Annotated in this window: 16 protein-coding genes; 4 read left to right on the top strand and 12 right to left on the bottom strand. The window is 59.8% G+C overall.

Features of this window, described 5'->3' with window-relative positions:
* The first annotated feature begins 248 nt into the window (after positions 1–248).
* The gene (locus FUU19_RS19155; protein ID WP_202669901.1) at positions 249–1,268 is read left to right on the top strand and encodes a LacI family DNA-binding transcriptional regulator; all 1,020 of its coding nucleotides are present in this window, start codon (positions 249–251) and stop codon (positions 1,266–1,268) included.
* A 54-nt stretch (positions 1,269–1,322) separates the two neighbouring features.
* On the opposite strand, the gene yfcD is transcribed toward FUU19_RS19155, so the two are convergent.
* Positions 1,323–1,868 carry an NUDIX hydrolase YfcD gene (gene yfcD / locus FUU19_RS19150; RefSeq protein ID WP_025303679.1) on the bottom strand — a complete coding sequence of 182 codons (546 nt, stop codon included), beginning with the start codon at positions 1,866–1,868 and terminating at the stop codon, positions 1,323–1,325.
* Positions 1,869–1,967: 99 nt separating this feature from the next.
* Positions 1,968–2,519, bottom strand: coding sequence for a phosphodiesterase (yfcE, locus tag FUU19_RS19145; RefSeq protein WP_033653755.1), 552 nt, complete (start codon positions 2,517–2,519; stop codon positions 1,968–1,970).
* Between the two features lie 233 nt (positions 2,520–2,752).
* On the opposite strand from yfcE, the gene yfcG reads away from it, so the two are divergent.
* The 3 genes from yfcG to FUU19_RS19130 all read left to right on the top strand — a co-directional run bounded on the left by yfcG (position 2,753) and on the right by FUU19_RS19130 (position 4,796).
* Positions 2,753–3,382, top strand: a complete 630-nt coding sequence (yfcG, locus tag FUU19_RS19140; RefSeq protein ID WP_141967573.1) for a GSH-dependent disulfide bond oxidoreductase — start codon at positions 2,753–2,755, stop codon at positions 3,380–3,382.
* 111 nt (positions 3,383–3,493) lie between these two features.
* Positions 3,494–3,865 carry a dihydroneopterin triphosphate 2'-epimerase gene (folX, locus tag FUU19_RS19135; RefSeq protein WP_063988979.1) on the top strand — a complete coding sequence of 124 codons (372 nt, stop codon included), beginning with the start codon at positions 3,494–3,496 and terminating at the stop codon, positions 3,863–3,865.
* A 16-nt stretch (positions 3,866–3,881) separates the two neighbouring features.
* Positions 3,882–4,796 carry a TIGR01777 family oxidoreductase gene (locus FUU19_RS19130; protein WP_202669903.1) on the top strand — a complete coding sequence of 305 codons (915 nt, stop codon included), beginning with the start codon at positions 3,882–3,884 and terminating at the stop codon, positions 4,794–4,796.
* A gap of 7 nt (positions 4,797–4,803) precedes the next feature.
* Here FUU19_RS19130 and hisP read toward each other — a convergent pair whose 3' ends face one another.
* The 10 genes from hisP to accD form a co-directional block, all read right to left on the bottom strand.
* Positions 4,804–5,577, bottom strand: a complete 774-nt coding sequence (gene hisP / locus FUU19_RS19125) for a histidine ABC transporter ATP-binding protein HisP (RefSeq protein WP_004936098.1) — start codon at positions 5,575–5,577, stop codon at positions 4,804–4,806.
* A 21-nt stretch (positions 5,578–5,598) separates the two neighbouring features.
* Positions 5,599–6,303, bottom strand: a complete 705-nt coding sequence (locus tag FUU19_RS19120) for an ABC transporter permease (RefSeq protein WP_087763411.1) — start codon at positions 6,301–6,303, stop codon at positions 5,599–5,601.
* Complete coding sequence (locus tag FUU19_RS19115; RefSeq protein WP_141967570.1) at positions 6,300–6,986, bottom strand: histidine ABC transporter permease HisQ; 687 nt, start codon at positions 6,984–6,986, stop codon at positions 6,300–6,302. Before FUU19_RS19115 ends, FUU19_RS19120 begins: the two co-directional genes overlap by 4 nt.
* A gap of 82 nt (positions 6,987–7,068) precedes the next feature.
* Positions 7,069–7,851: a histidine ABC transporter substrate-binding protein HisJ gene (gene hisJ / locus FUU19_RS19110; RefSeq protein ID WP_141967568.1), complete on the bottom strand. Its 783-nt coding sequence runs from the start codon at positions 7,849–7,851 to the stop codon at positions 7,069–7,071.
* A gap of 303 nt (positions 7,852–8,154) precedes the next feature.
* Positions 8,155–8,727 carry a UbiX family flavin prenyltransferase gene (locus FUU19_RS19105; protein ID WP_019453741.1) on the bottom strand — a complete coding sequence of 191 codons (573 nt, stop codon included), beginning with the start codon at positions 8,725–8,727 and terminating at the stop codon, positions 8,155–8,157.
* A 131-nt stretch (positions 8,728–8,858) separates the two neighbouring features.
* On the bottom strand, positions 8,859–10,376 hold the full coding sequence (gene purF, locus FUU19_RS19100; protein ID WP_141967566.1) for an amidophosphoribosyltransferase: 1,518 nt from the start codon (positions 10,374–10,376) through the stop codon (positions 8,859–8,861).
* A gap of 21 nt (positions 10,377–10,397) precedes the next feature.
* Positions 10,398–10,898 (bottom strand): colicin V production protein, encoded by a 501-nt coding sequence (gene cvpA / locus FUU19_RS19095; protein ID WP_004936119.1) that lies wholly within the window; start codon positions 10,896–10,898, stop codon positions 10,398–10,400.
* Positions 10,899–11,132: 234 nt separating this feature from the next.
* A complete protein-coding gene (gene dedD / locus FUU19_RS19090) occupies positions 11,133–11,882 on the bottom strand; it encodes a cell division protein DedD (RefSeq protein ID WP_197834064.1) in 750 nt (249 codons plus the stop codon).
* The gene (gene folC, locus FUU19_RS19085; RefSeq protein WP_197834063.1) at positions 11,883–13,148 is read right to left on the bottom strand and encodes a bifunctional tetrahydrofolate synthase/dihydrofolate synthase; all 1,266 of its coding nucleotides are present in this window, start codon (positions 13,146–13,148) and stop codon (positions 11,883–11,885) included.
* Between the two features lie 191 nt (positions 13,149–13,339).
* Positions 13,340–14,248 (bottom strand): acetyl-CoA carboxylase, carboxyltransferase subunit beta, encoded by a 909-nt coding sequence (gene accD / locus FUU19_RS19080; protein ID WP_141967560.1) that lies wholly within the window; start codon positions 14,246–14,248, stop codon positions 13,340–13,342.
* Positions 14,249–14,303 lie beyond the last annotated feature (55 nt).

The following is a 14,303-nucleotide window of genomic DNA, read 5'->3' as shown; positions in this document are numbered from 1 at the left end:
TAATCAACCCCTCTCGGCGACACAGTGACTGACATCACAAAGATAGCGCTACCAAAGCGCTATCATGCAGATCTGTGATATCGCTATCAAAACACCGCGCTGCAGTATGGCGTTAACCACAATTTTTTCTCGCTCTTTCGGGTAACGGGGTAGAATGTGCCGCATACTGGGATCGTCGAAGCCGCGCCGTCGGCTTCCCACCCTCACCATTTTTATGCGCCGCTCGCGCATTTCAGTCGGGATTAGGCATGTCGATCGGTAAAAAACGACGCAGCACAGGCAGGGTGACGTTGGCTGACGTAGCGCAGCTGGCGGGCGTCGGCACCATGACGGTGTCGCGCGCGCTGCGCACGCCGGAGCAGGTTTCAGACAAACTGCGCGAGAAGATCGACGCGGCGGTAAACGAACTGGGCTACCTGCCCAATCTGGCCGCCAGCTCGCTGGCGTCAGCGTCCTCTTACACCATCGCCATGGTGGTGCCCAGCCTGTCCGAATCCGGCTGCGCCGAGATGTTCGCCGGCCTGCAGAAAGTGCTGCAGCCGGCCGGTTATCACATCATGCTGGCGGAATCGCAGCATCACCTCGAACGCGAAGAAAAACTGCTGGAGACTCTGCTTTCTTACAACCTGGCGGCGGCGGTGCTGCTCAGCGTCGAGCATTCGCAAAATGCCCGCAACGCGCTCATCGCCGCCAACATTCCGGTGGTGGAGATCGGTGCCGTGCGCGCCGATCCGATCGACATGAGCATCGGCATCGATTACGTGGCGGCGATGTATCAGCTGACGCAAACGGTGATCGCCAGCGGCTACCAGAATATCGGGCTGCTGTGCGCCAACCAGGAACAGTGGATTTTCCAGCAGCACCTGCAGGGCTGGCACAAGGCGCTGCTGCGCAACCATATGTCGCCGCATCGGGTCATCAACGCCGCGCAGACCGCCAGCTTCAGCACCGGCGCGCAGCAGCTGCCGGAATTCTTGCTCGCCTGGCCGGAGCTGGACGCGCTGGTGTGCGCCTCGGACGAACTGGCCGGCGGCGCGCTGTATGAATGCCAGCGGCGGCGCATCAAGGTGCCGGACAATCTGGCGGTGGTGGGGTTCGGCAACAGCGAGTTCAGCCGGGTGTGCCAGCCGCCGCTGACCACCATGACCATTCCGCATCGCGATATCGGCATTCAGGCCGGCCAGGCGCTGCTGGCGCGGCTGAACGAGCAGCCCTGGCTGCCGGAAGGCATCCTGCCCGCCACGCTGTGCCGCCGCGACAGCTGCTGAATCAGCCCCAAAAAAAAAGCCGGTCGATGACCGGCTTTCTCACGCGTTGGCGTCTCAGTGGTTATCGAGCGGCTTACCGTAATCCTGTTCGTTGTTGCGCGTCAGCCACAGCGACAGCGCCTTCAGCGAATCCGGGGTAAACTCGTCGCAACGCGCAGTGATCTCTTCCGGCGTCAGCCAGCATACCTCGGCCACTTCTTCTTCCTGCAGCGCGAACGGGCCGTGCGATACGCAGCTGAACAGCGCGCCCCACACCCGGCACTGATCTTCTTCGAAGTAGAACAGACCGTGCTCGGCGAAAGGCACGCCGGCGATGCCCAGCTCTTCTTCCGCTTCGCGACGCGCTGAATCCAGCACGTTTTCACCGCTTTGCACTACGCCACCCGCCGTCGCGTCCAACCAGCCCGGGTAGAAGTCCTTGATCTCGGTGCGACGCTGCACCAGAATTTTTCCCATCCCATCATGCACCACAATATAGGTAGCACGATGGCGCAGCCGCTCCGCCCGCATCTGTTGACGACTGGATTGAGCAATCACCTCGTTTTGCTCGTCGACGATATCAACCCATTCGGTATCTGCAGCCTGACCCTGTTCCGCCATCCTCTAAAACCTTCTATTTTGGCGCGATGCATCCCGCGCGCTGGTTAATCAATGAGTGTTTTTCAAAGATTTTTATTGTGTGTGTATAAATTAGTGCGTTTAGCGTGTTAACGCCACCTCCGCGACGACCTTGCCGTCGTCGAGCGTCAGCACGCTCAAAGTGCCCCGATCCAACATGCCGTAGCTGGCCGGAAAGCCCCCTTTGGGGATGCTGACCGAGCCCGGATTGAAGCAATAGATCTCACCCTGCCGCTCCGCCTGCGGCAGATGCGTATGGCCGTAGGCCAGGACGTCACCGCGGGATAACGGCGGCAGTGCCGAGGGATGATAAAGGTGACCGTGGGTCAAAAACAATCGTCTTTTTTGCAGTAAAACCTGTTGCCAGGGCGCCTCGATGGGAAACGTCAACAGCATCTGATCGACCTCGCTGTCGCAATTGCCGCGAACGGCGATGATCTTGTCGCTATAGCGATTCAATCGTTCGGCAACCTGAGCGGGCTGATACCCGGCGGGCAGCGCGTTGCGCGGGCCGTGATTCAGCAAATCACCCAGAAGAATCAACCAGTCGGCGCCGTTTTGTGCGAACAATTCCAGCACGCGTTCTGTAGCAGGCAGCGATCCGTGAATATCTGAGGCGAACATCAGCTTCATAACCTTGTCCTATAGAGGGAAATAAGCGCCATTTTACCGCGCTGGCGCCGTGCGGCAAACCGCCGCCCGCCCCGGTGGAGAATTGTGATCCAACCGAGCAGATAGCATCGGACGAATCCCACATAGCCTGCTATCCTTAGCTGCTATTGTTGGATCTCTGATATACCTTTGTGCGCGGCGAAGACCGCAGCAACGTGTAATGAATTACAGATCACCTTACCGCAGGAGGCAACATGATTGACCTGTATTACGCGCCTACTCCCAATGGTCACAAGATCACCTTGTTTTTGGAAGAGGTCGGCTTACCCTACCGTATCCATCGCGTAAACATCAGCGCCGGCGAGCAGTTCAAACCGGACTTTCTGAGCATTTCTCCCAACAACAAAATCCCGGCGATCGTCGATCAGCAACCGGTGGACGGCGGCGCGCCAATCAGCCTGTTCGAGTCCGGGGAAATTCTGCTGTATCTGGCGGAGAAAACCGGCAAGCTGTTGAGCAAGGGCCTGCGCGAACGCGCCGCCACCCTGCAGTGGCTGTTCTGGCAGGTGGCCGGTTTCGGGCCGATGCTCGGGCAGAATCACCACTTTAACCACTACGCGCCGCAGCCGGTGCCTTACGCCATCGAGCGTTACCATCTGGAAACCAAGCGGCTGTACGGCGTGCTGGAAGCTGAACTGCAAAAACACCCGTACCTGGGCGGCGACAACTACAGCATCGCCGATATCGCCACCTACCCGTGGGTGGTGTCACATCCGCGCCAACGCATCGATCTGGCAGATTACCCGGCGGTGCGCAACTGGTTCGAGCGTATCAGCAACCGCCCGGCGACCGAGCGCGCCTACAAAGTGGCCGAACAAGGCTAAGCGCCTTCCCCGACTCCCCGTCGGCCGGGGAGTCACATCGTCCCCACGTTATCTTTTCCTTACTTTCCGTGTATTCTGAACGCTAATAATCAGACCTATGGAGAATCTCTGATGTCTTTCAGTCAACCCGACGCCGTTATTCGCATTAAAAATCTGCGGCTGCGCACGTTCATCGGTATCAAGGAAGAAGAAATCAACAACCGACAGGACGTTCTGATCAACGTGGCGATCCATTACCCGGCGGACAAGGCGCGCAACAGCGAAGACATCGCCGATGCCCTCAACTACCGCACTATCACCAAAGCGATCATCCGCCATGTGGAAGATAACCGTTTCGCGTTGCTGGAAAAATTAACGCAGGATGTGCTCGACATCGTAAAAGAACACGCCTGGGTGACCTATGCTGAAGTGGAGATAGATAAACTTCTGGCCCTGCGCTACGCCGACTCGGTCTCCATGACCATGAGCTACCGCCGGGACTAACTCAGGGAGGTCGACCATGCGGATCCTGATCACCGGCGCAACGGGATTGATAGGCAGCAGCCTGACGGCCAGGCTGCTGGCGCTTTCTCACCACATTACGGTGCTGACGCGAGACGAACGGCGAGCCCGGGCCAGGCTGGGCGACCAGCCAAGCTATTGGCAAACCCTGGACGACCGGCAGTCGCTGGATGACTTCGATGCGGTGATCAATTTGGCCGGCGAACCTATCGCCGACAAGCGCTGGAGCGCGCAGCAGAAAGAGCGCCTGTGCCGCAGCCGTTGGGATCTGACCGAACGGTTGGCGCAGCTTATCAAGGCCGGCAGTACGCCGCCCGGCGTGCTGATTTCCGGTTCCGCCGTCGGCTACTACGGCGATCAGGGGCAGGCGGTGGTCACCGAAGAGGAGCCACCGCATGACGAATTCACCCACCAGCTGTGCCAACGCTGGGAAACGTTGGCGCTGCAGGCGCAGAGCGATGCCACCCGCGTCTGCCTGCTGCGCACCGGCGTGGTGCTGGCGCCACAAGGCGGCGCACTGGCCAAAATGCTGCCGCCGTTCCGCTTCGGGCTGGGCGGCCCGATCGGCGACGGCCGCCAATATCTGCCGTGGATCCATCTCGACGACATGGTCAACGGCATTATTTATCTGCTGGATCACGCCACGCTGACCGGCCCGTTCAACATGGTCGCTCCCTACCCGGTGCATAACGAGCAGTTCGCCGCCCAATTGGCCAACGTGCTCGATCGCCCGGCGTTTCTGCGGGTGCCGGCGTTCGTCATGCGTTTGTTGATGGGGGAAGCGGCGGTGCTGGTGCTCGGCGGCCAGCGGGCGGTGCCGAAGCGGCTGGAAGAAGCCGGCTTCCACTTCCGCTATCTGGAATTGGAACAGGCGCTGGATGACGTGATTAATCAGCGGGCCGAAGCCCGCTGATCTGACGTTACTTCAACGCGCCGGACAGGAACTGCTGCAGGCGCGGGCTTTTGGGGTTGCCGAACAGCTCGGCCGGCGGCCCCTGCTCTTCGATCAACCCTTTGTGCAGGAAGATCACGTGGTTGGAAACGTGGCGCGCAAATTCCATTTCGTGCGTCACCACCACCATGGTTTTTCCCTCTTCCGCCAGCTTCTGCATGATGCGCAGCACCTCGCCCACCAGCTCGGGATCCAGCGCCGACGTCGGTTCGTCAAACAGCAGCACTTCCGGCTCCATCGCCAGCGCGCGGGCAATGGAGACGCGCTGCTGCTGGCCACCCGACAGGTGCACCGGGTACTTGCCGCGCGCCCGCTCGTCGATGCCCACTTTATCCAGGTAACGCACCGCGCGCTCATGCGCGTCGGCCTTGCTCAGCCCCAGCACCTGCACCGGCGCCTCCATCACGTTCTCCAGCACCGTCATGTGGCTCCACAGGTTGAAATGCTGGAACACCATGGTCAGGCGGGTGCGCAGCAGCTGCAGCTGCTTCTTGTCGAACACCTTCAGCTGGCCGTCTTTGTCACGCACCATGCGAATGTCTTCGTTGTTCAGGCTGATCGAACCTTCGCTCGGCTTCTCGAGGAAGTTGATGCAGCGCAGAAAGGTGCTTTTGCCGGAGCCGGAGGAGCCGATGATGCTGATCACATCCCCGGCGTTGGCCGCCAGCGAGACGCCCTTCAGCACTTCGTGGTCGCCATAGCGTTTGTGCAGTTCCGTGACGGCTAATTTATTCTCAGACATGGTTTTTCTTCCCGTCATTTATCAGTGACTAACGTGTGCCATCCAGCGTCTTTCAGCCTTGCGGAACAGGCTGATTAACACGTAGGAGATGATCAGGTACAGCACCGCCGCGATGCCGAAGGCGTAGAAAGGCTGATAGGTCGCGGCGTTGATGTCGCGCGCGATTTTCAGCAGATCCGGCACGGTGGCGGTAAACGCCAGCGCGGTGGAGTGCAACATCAGGATCACTTCGTTGCTGTAAGCCGGCAGCGCGGTGCGCAGCGCCGAAGGTAAAATGATGCAGCGATACATCTTGAAGCGCGAGAAACCGTAGGCGTTGGCGGCCTCAATTTCACCGTGCGGCACCGAGCGGATGGCTCCGGCGAAGATCTCGGTGGTGTAGGCGCAGGTGTTGAGCGTCAGCGCCAGGATGGTGCAGTTGAGCCCGCTGCGGAAAAACGCGTTGAGAAACTCGCTGCCGCGCACGATCTCAAGGCTGTACATGCCGGAGTAGAACACCAGCAGCTGCACGTACAGCGGCGTACCGCGAAACACGTAGGTATAGAGCCACACCGGGAAACGCACCCAACGAATGGAAGAGACGCGTGCCACCGCCATCGGGATCGCCAGCAGCCCGCCCATCACCACCGAGGCGATCAGCAGCCACAGCGTGACCGCCACGCCGGTGAAACGGTAGCCGTCGCTCCACAGCAGCGACTGCCAATACTGTTGCAGGATATCGATCATAACTCAGCCCTCTTGACGCCCAGCGAGTAACGCCGTTCGAGCCACAGCAGCACGCCATTGGAAACGGTAGTGAAGATCAGGTACACCACGCCGGCCACAATGGCGAAGAAGAACGGCTGATAGGTGCCTTTCCCCGCCAACTGCGTGGCTTTCACCACGTCGTTCAGGCCAAGGATCGACACCAGCGCCGTCGCCTTCAGGATCACCTGCCAATTATTGCCGATACCCGGCAAGGCAAAGCGCATCATCGCCGGGAACAGAATGCGCCGGAAGATCTGCGCGCCGCTGAAGCCGTAGGCCGTTGCCGCTTCGATCTGCCCTTTCGGCACCGCCAGATAGGCGCCGCGGAAGGTCTCAGTGAAGTAAGCGCCGTAGATAAAGCCAAGGGTCATGATACCGGCGCCGAGCGGATCGATATCAATCTGCGAGAAGCCCAGCAGCGTGGTGATGTTGTTCAGCGCGATTTGCAGGCCGTAAAAGATGAGCAGCATCAGCACCAGATCGGGCACGCCGCGGATCAGCGTGGTATAAGCGCCGAACAGACCGGAGATAAAGGGGTTATGAGACAGTTTGCCACCGGCGCCGATCAAACCGATCACCACCGCCAGCACCACGGAACTGAGGGCCAGCTCCAGCGTCACCAGAGCCCCCTCGAAAATCAGTTGGGAATAGCCTTGCAGCATCTACTTCACCCTGTGGTCTAGGATCCGAACCATCGGGGCCGGCGCACCGGCCCCGCAGTCACAACATGGAACGGGAAGCGGATTACCCGCCGTAGACGTCAAAGTCGAAGTACTTTTTCGCGTATTTATCGTAGGTGCCGTCTTTACGCATCTCGGCGAAGGCCTTGTCCAGCGCCGCTTTCAGCTCGGTATCGGTCTTGCGCAGCCCCATGCCGGTGCCGACGCCGAAGAACTTGTCATCCTTCACCGATTCGCCGGCGAACGCATAGTCTTTGCCCGGCGGCTGTTTCAGGAAGCCGTCGCTGCCCGCCACTTCATCCTGGAAAGCGGCGTCGATGCGGCCGGAGGCCAGGTCAGCATAGGCCAGATCCTGGTTCTGGTAAGGCACGACGGTGACCCCCTTCGGCTGCCACATAGCGTTGGCATAGGCTTCCTGAGTGGTGCCCTGCAGCACACCCACGCTCTTGCCTTTCAGCGCTTCGGCGGTCGGCAACAGCTTGGAGCCCTTCGGTGCGATCAGACGCGCGTTGGCGGCATACAGCTTGTCGGTAAAAGCAATTTCCTGCTGGCGTTTGTCAGTGATGGACAGCGAAGAGATGATGGCGTCGATTTTCTTCGCCTTGAGGGATGGGATCAGCGCGTCGAAGTCGCTCTCCACGAAGGTGCATTGGGTATTGATGCGTTTGCACAGCTCTTTGGCCAAATCAATGTCAAAGCCGACCAATTCGCCTTTGGCATTTTTAGATTCAAACGGTGCGTATGTCGGATCGGTGCCAATCTTCAGCGTGGAAGGAATGGCGGCAAAGGCGCTGCTGGCGGCGCTCAAAGCCAGAACTAACGGCAAAATCAAAACCCGCTTTTTCATAAATTACCCTCAAATTGATTTTTTTGATGCCACTACGGGCATTACTTTCCCCACCAAATCAATTTGCAGTAATCGTGCCACATTAGGTGCTACGGGCGGAGGGAACGGCTCCGGCCTTCACAATACTGTTTCCTGGGACGATAACCGCAAAATTAAATCGGCCGATCGGGGCCGCGCCACTGGCTGCCGCAACAGGACGGCGCCATGAAACAGTGAACGTGATGAAGTGGGATCATTATGGTGCATACGCCGCCCCAATTCAGTGCGGTGTTGCACAAATGTACCAATTTAGGGATAAAATTGTTAATTAGCACCCTGCCAACGGGTGAACAGATCGGTAGGCAGCTCGATATCAAACTGGTCGATCACCCGATTGACGGTTTGATCGATGATGTCTTCCACGCTTTTCGGCTGGTGGTAAAACGCCGGCACCGGCGGCATGATCACCGCGCCCATCTCCGCCGCCTGCGTCATCAGCCGCAAATGACCAAGATGCAACGGCGTTTCACGCACGCATAAGACCAAACGGCGGCGCTCTTTGAGCACCACATCGGCGGCGCGGGTCAGCAATCCGTCACTGTAGCTGTTAACGATGCCGGACAGGGTTTTGATCGAACAAGGCAGGATCGCCATGCCCAACGTTTTGAAGGAGCCCGAGGAGATGCCGGCGGCGATGTCGCGCGCATCGTGCACCACGTCGGCCAGCGCCTGCACTTCCCGTAGGCTGTACGGCGTTTCCAGCGCCAGCGTCTGTCTTGCAGCATTACTCATCACCAGATGGGTTTCCACCTCTGCGACGTCGCGCAAAACCTGTAACAGGCGCACACCGTAGATGGCGCCGCTGGCGCCGGAAATGCCGATGATGAGTCGTTTCATGAAGAATGGCCTCTGCCGTAAAAAGTAAGATCAGGCAGACTTTGCCGCAATGGCGAGGGATAAGCAAGTCAGAGGAACAAGGTGCACCGCCGCAGACGCGGCGATGCACCTTGAGGGATCAACGCAGACCGTTAGCCTTCGTTGTGCAGTTCCAGATTTTCCGCTTCGGTTTGCACCCGCATCGCCTTGGCATCGTCGCTGCGCAACGACTCCAGGTATTCCAGATAGCTTTGGTCGACGTCTTTGGTCACGTAGATGCCGTTGAATACCGAGCATTCGAACTGGACGATGTCCGGGTTCTCTTCGCGCACCGCCTCGATCAGATCGTCCAGGTCCTGGAAAATCAGCCCGTCGGCGCCGATGATCTGACGGATTTCATCCACTTCACGCCCGTGGGCGATCAGTTCGTTGGCGCTCGGCATGTCGATGCCGTAGACGTTAGGGAAACGCACTTCCGGCGCGGCAGAAGCCAGATACACACGTTTGGCGCCCGCTTCGCGCGCCATCTCGACGATTTGCTCAGAGGTCGTGCCGCGCACGATGGAGTCATCCACCAGCAACACGTTCTTGTCGCGGAACTCGGCACGGTTGGCGTTCAGCTTGCGACGTACCGACTGACGACGCGCCTGCTGGCCCGGCATGATAAAGGTGCGGCCAACGTAGCGGTTTTTCACGAAGCCCTGGCGGTATGGCTTCTCGAGAATACGCGCGATCTCCAGCGCGATATCGCAGGAGGTTTCAGGAATCGGGATCACCACGTCGATGTCCAGATCTTCCCACTCGCGGGCGATCTTCTCGCCCAGCTTCTGGCCCATGCGCACGCGGGCGCTGTAGACCGAGATTTTGTCCATAAAGGAGTCCGGGCGCGCGAAATAAACGTATTCGAACAGGCACGGGTTGGTTTTCGGGTTCTCTGCGCACTGGCGGGTGAACAGCTGGCCCTTGGTGGTGATGTACACCGCTTCGCCCGGCGCCACGTCGCGCAGGAACTCAAAGCCCAGGGTATCCAGCGCCACGCTCTCGGAAGCCACCATGTACTCGCTGCGGCCATCCTCCAGCGTGCGCTTGCCGATCACCAGCGGGCGAATGCCGTTCGGGTCGCGGAACGCCAGCAGGCCGTGGCCGATGATCATCGCCACGCAGGCGTAAGCGCCGCGCAGTTGCTGATGCATGGCAGCGACCGCGGTAAAGATGTTGTCGGCCTCCAGCGGATAGTGCGGGAAGCGATCCAGTTCGCTGGCCAGCACGTTCAGCAGGATTTCCGAGTCGGAGGTGGTGTTGACATGACGACGGCCGCTTTCGAACAGATTTTGGCGCAGCTCATGGGCGTTGGTCAGGTTACCGTTGTGGGCCAGCGTAATGCCGAACGGCGAGTTGACGTAGAACGGCTGGGCCTCTGAGGCGCTCGAGCTGCCGGCCGTCGGGTAACGCACATGGCCAATGCCCATGTTGCCCTGCAAGCGTTGCATATGGCGCGCCTCAAACACATCTTTCACCAGGCCGTTGGCTTTACGCAAACGGAACCCGTTGTGGGCGTCAATGGTGACGATGCCTGCGGCATCCTGGCCACGGTGCTGAAGCACCGTCAGCGCATCATAAATCGACTGGTTTACCGGCATGAAACCGGCGATACCGACAATACCGCACATGTTGTCTTTTCCTCATCAGCGCTACCGCCCCGGCAATTGGGTCGGCAAGAAACTCGACGTGCTCTGCAGGTAGTCAAAGAACCACCTGATGACGTAACTGAACTGGGGAATGAGCTGCGACTGTTTCCAGTCGGCGCTTTGTGAGAAGCCGGTAAAGGTGTCCAGGAAGAACAGGATCGCCGCGACGATCAACACGCCGCGCAGCGCGCCGAAGCAGATGCCCAACACGCGGTCGGTACCCGACAACCCGGTTTTCTCTACCAGTGAGCTAATCACATAGTTAACAATAGCCCCTACGATCAAGGTCGCGATGAACAAAATCGCGATCGCGATGCCGTTTCGCACCAGTTCATCTTCAAAACGAGTGAAATAGACCGCAAGGTAAGAGTAGAAATGGCTGGCAACAAAAAACGCACATCCCCATGTCACAAGTGACAATGCTTCGCGAACAAACCCTCGGATCAGGCTCACCAGAGCCGAAAATCCAATCACCGCTATAATGACGTAATCAATCCAGACCATGAACTATTCCAATGATGAATCGCCCCTGCATCCAATTCGCGGCGAATTCTAACAGAAAAAGAAAACGTTTGCGTAGGGGATTTCCTACCACGTTACAAATAAAAAGCGGCGATTAAAAAATTCCCAATCGCCGCGCCTACATAGGTGATTTAGCCTGTAAAAGGCGCGGTTTTTCTCGCTTTCTCTCCACCACTCCTTAATTCAGGGGCGCATCCTGCTGCGCCCCTGCGGGGTTTAACGGCCGTACGGCTTCACCTGCCCGCTCAGCCCGCTGATCGAGTTCAGCGACGGCAGCGCCGCCTGCAGCTTCTGCTTGGACGCGTCCGGGCCGACGTAGATGCGGGTGATCTGCCCCTGCACCGGCGTTGACGGCACGGTAAAGGCGCGATAGCCCGAGAGGCGCAGCGAGGCGACAATCTCATTCGCCTTGGCGGCGTTTTTCAACGCCCCGAGCTGCACGACATAAGCTTGCCCGGCCGGCGCTTTTTCTTCCGCCGGTTTCGGCTGCGGTGCCGGTTCAGGTTTCGGCGTCGGTTCCGGTTTCGGCTCCGGCTTCGGCGCCGGTTTCACTTCCACCGGCTTCGGCTGCGGTGCCGGTTTCGGTTTTACTTCTGCCGGTTTGGTTTCCACCGGTTTCGACTTGGGCTGCGGCACCGGCTGAGGACGCGTTTCAACCGGCGGCGGTGCCACCTGCGTCGGTTGCTGAGCAGTCTGCCGCACCGCCTGTTGCGCTGCCGCTTCGTTGGCCGCCTGCTGCTCGACCAGCGCGCCCGCCCCTTCCGGCGGCTGCGCCGGCAACGGCTGCGTCACCGGTGGCAGCACGTCGTTTTCTTCGACATCGCCCGCCTTCGGCACCAAAGGAATGGCCGCGAATTCATCCTCGTAATGCTTCTTTTTGCCGTCCAGCAGCCCTGGCAGGATGATTACCCCCAGCGCCACCAGAATCACGGTTCCGACCAGTCGGTTCTGAAATTTACTCGCCACTCACACTCCCCGCATCTCGTCTAACGCCGCCATCACCTGCGCCACGGTGTGGAACGATCCACAGACGATCACAATATCCTGTTTATCAGCATCCTGCATAGCCTGCCGCCAGGCAGTTTCGACATCATTAAAGCGGCGCGGTTCCGTCAGATGCTGCGCCAGCTGTTCGACGCTGGCACCGCGCGGCCCATCAAGCGGCGCACAGTACCATTCATCCACCTGCTCGCTGAGGCAGGCCAGCGTGCCGGCGATGTCCTTGTCCGACAGCATGCCCACCACCGCGCGCACCTTACCGCCGTCGCGCGGCAGCCTGGCCAGACGCCCGGCCAGATAGCCGGCGGCGTGTGGGTTGTGCGCTACGTCGAGGATCAGCGTCGGCTCCCGCCGCACGATCTGGAAGCGCCCCGGCAGCGTCGCCTGCTGTAGCCCGGTGAAGATCGCGCGTTCGTCAATCTCCAGCGGGGAGCAGTTCAGCGCCGCCAGCGCGGTAGCGGCATTGGCCAGCGGTACGTTCGGCGTCGGCAGATCGGTCAGCAGCGTGTCGCCGCCCTGCCACTGCCAGCGATCGCCCTGCTCGCTGAAGCTCCAGGCTTCACCGCGGCGATACAGCGGCGCGCCCAGCGTTTCGGCGACCTGGCGAATGCTGTCCGGCATGTCGGGCTCACCCACCACCGCCGGCTTGCCGCTGCGGAAAATGCCGGCCTTTTCGCGGCCGATGCTTTCACGATCGTTGCCCAGCCAGTCGGTGTGATCGAGCGCGATGCTGGTGATCACCGCCACGCTCGGATCGACAATGTTGGTAGCGTCGAGACGCCCGCCCAGGCCCACTTCCAGGATCACCACGTCGAGCCGTGCCTGTTTGAACAGCTGCAACGCCGACAGGGTGCCGAACTCGAAATAGGTCAGCGACGTTTCGCCGCGGCCGGCTTCAATGGCAGCGAACGAGCGGCTGTGTTCCGCTTCGCTCAGCTCTTCCCCCTGAATGCGCACGCGTTCGGTATAGCGCACCAGATGTGGCGAACTGTAGACGCCGACGCGCAGGCCGGCAGCCAGCAGAATGGCTTCGAGGGTGCGACAGGTGGTGCCTTTGCCGTTGGTGCCGGCAACGGTGAACACCGTGGGAGCGGGGGTCAGTAAATCCAGATGCGCCGCGACGCGCTGTACGCGCTCAAGGCCGAGTTCGATCGCCTGGCTGTGCAGACGTTCCAGATAGTAAAGCCACGAGCTCAATGGCGACGTGGCTTGGGGAATTTGGTGGTTTTGCATGAGTCCCATCACTGAACTTGGGTTCATTAATCCATCAGGGCACCACCCTCACCGCGGTAAAGGCGATGCGCTTCGTTACCGCCGCCAGCCTGCAAACCGCAGCGAGATAGGCTACGGCTGGCAGGGAACGGGCATCAGCCGTCACTTAGCCACAAAGTGGCGGCTGAACCCGGGCGGGATCTGTCTTTGCCTCAGGCGTCGGCCTGCTGCTCCGGCTCAATGACCGGCGCGACCTCATCGAAATGCGGCTGCGGCTGGTTGGTCAGCTTGGACAGAATGCTCGCCAACGTCTGGCGCATTTCCGGACGGCGAACGATCATGTCGATCGCGCCTTTTTCGATCAGGAACTCGCTGCGCTGGAAGCCCGGTGGCAATTTCTCGCGCACGGTCTGCTCGATGACGCGCGGGCCGGCAAAGCCGATCAGCGCTTTCGGCTCGGCGATGTTGATGTCGCCCAGCATCGCCAGGCTGGCGGAGACGCCGCCCATGGTCGGATCGGTCAGCACGGAGATGTACGGCAAGCCGCGCTCCTGCATCTTAGCCAACGCCGCGCTGGTTTTCGCCATCTGCATCAGCGACATCAGCGCTTCCTGCATGCGTGCGCCGCCGCTGGCGGAGAAGCACACCAGCGGACAGTTGTCCTCCAGCGCCTGCTCAACCGCACGCACGAAACGTGCGCCGACCACGGAAGACATCGAGCCGCCGATGAAAGCGAATTCGAAGGAGGCCGCGACGATCGGCATGCCGTACAGCGTGCCCTTCATCACCACCAGCGCATCTTTCTCGCCGGTCGCTTTCTGTGCGGCGACCAGGCGATCTTTATAGCGCTTGGAATCCTTGAATTTCAGAACGTCCTTCGGCTCCAGATCGCTGCCCAGCTCCACTTCGCTGCCTTCGTCCAGCAGGGTATGCAGACGCGCGCGCGCGCCCATACGCATGTGGTGGTCGCACTTCGGACACACTTCCAGATTACGCTCCAGCTCGGCGCGGTAGAGAACCTGGCCGCAGCTGTCGCATTTGGTCCAGACCCCTTCAGGAATGCTCGCCTTACGGGTTTGTGTGATATTGCTCTTGTTAAGAATTCGTTCAATCCAGCTCATCGATGACCTTTCTGTTTGAACCTGGCACACGCCAGTCCGCTGTTCATGCTTTAAC

The organism is Serratia montpellierensis, assembly GCF_020858655.1.
Taxonomy (GTDB): Bacteria; Pseudomonadota; Gammaproteobacteria; order Enterobacterales; family Enterobacteriaceae; genus Serratia; species Serratia montpellierensis.
This window is presented reverse-complemented; position numbering and strand designations above follow the sequence as displayed.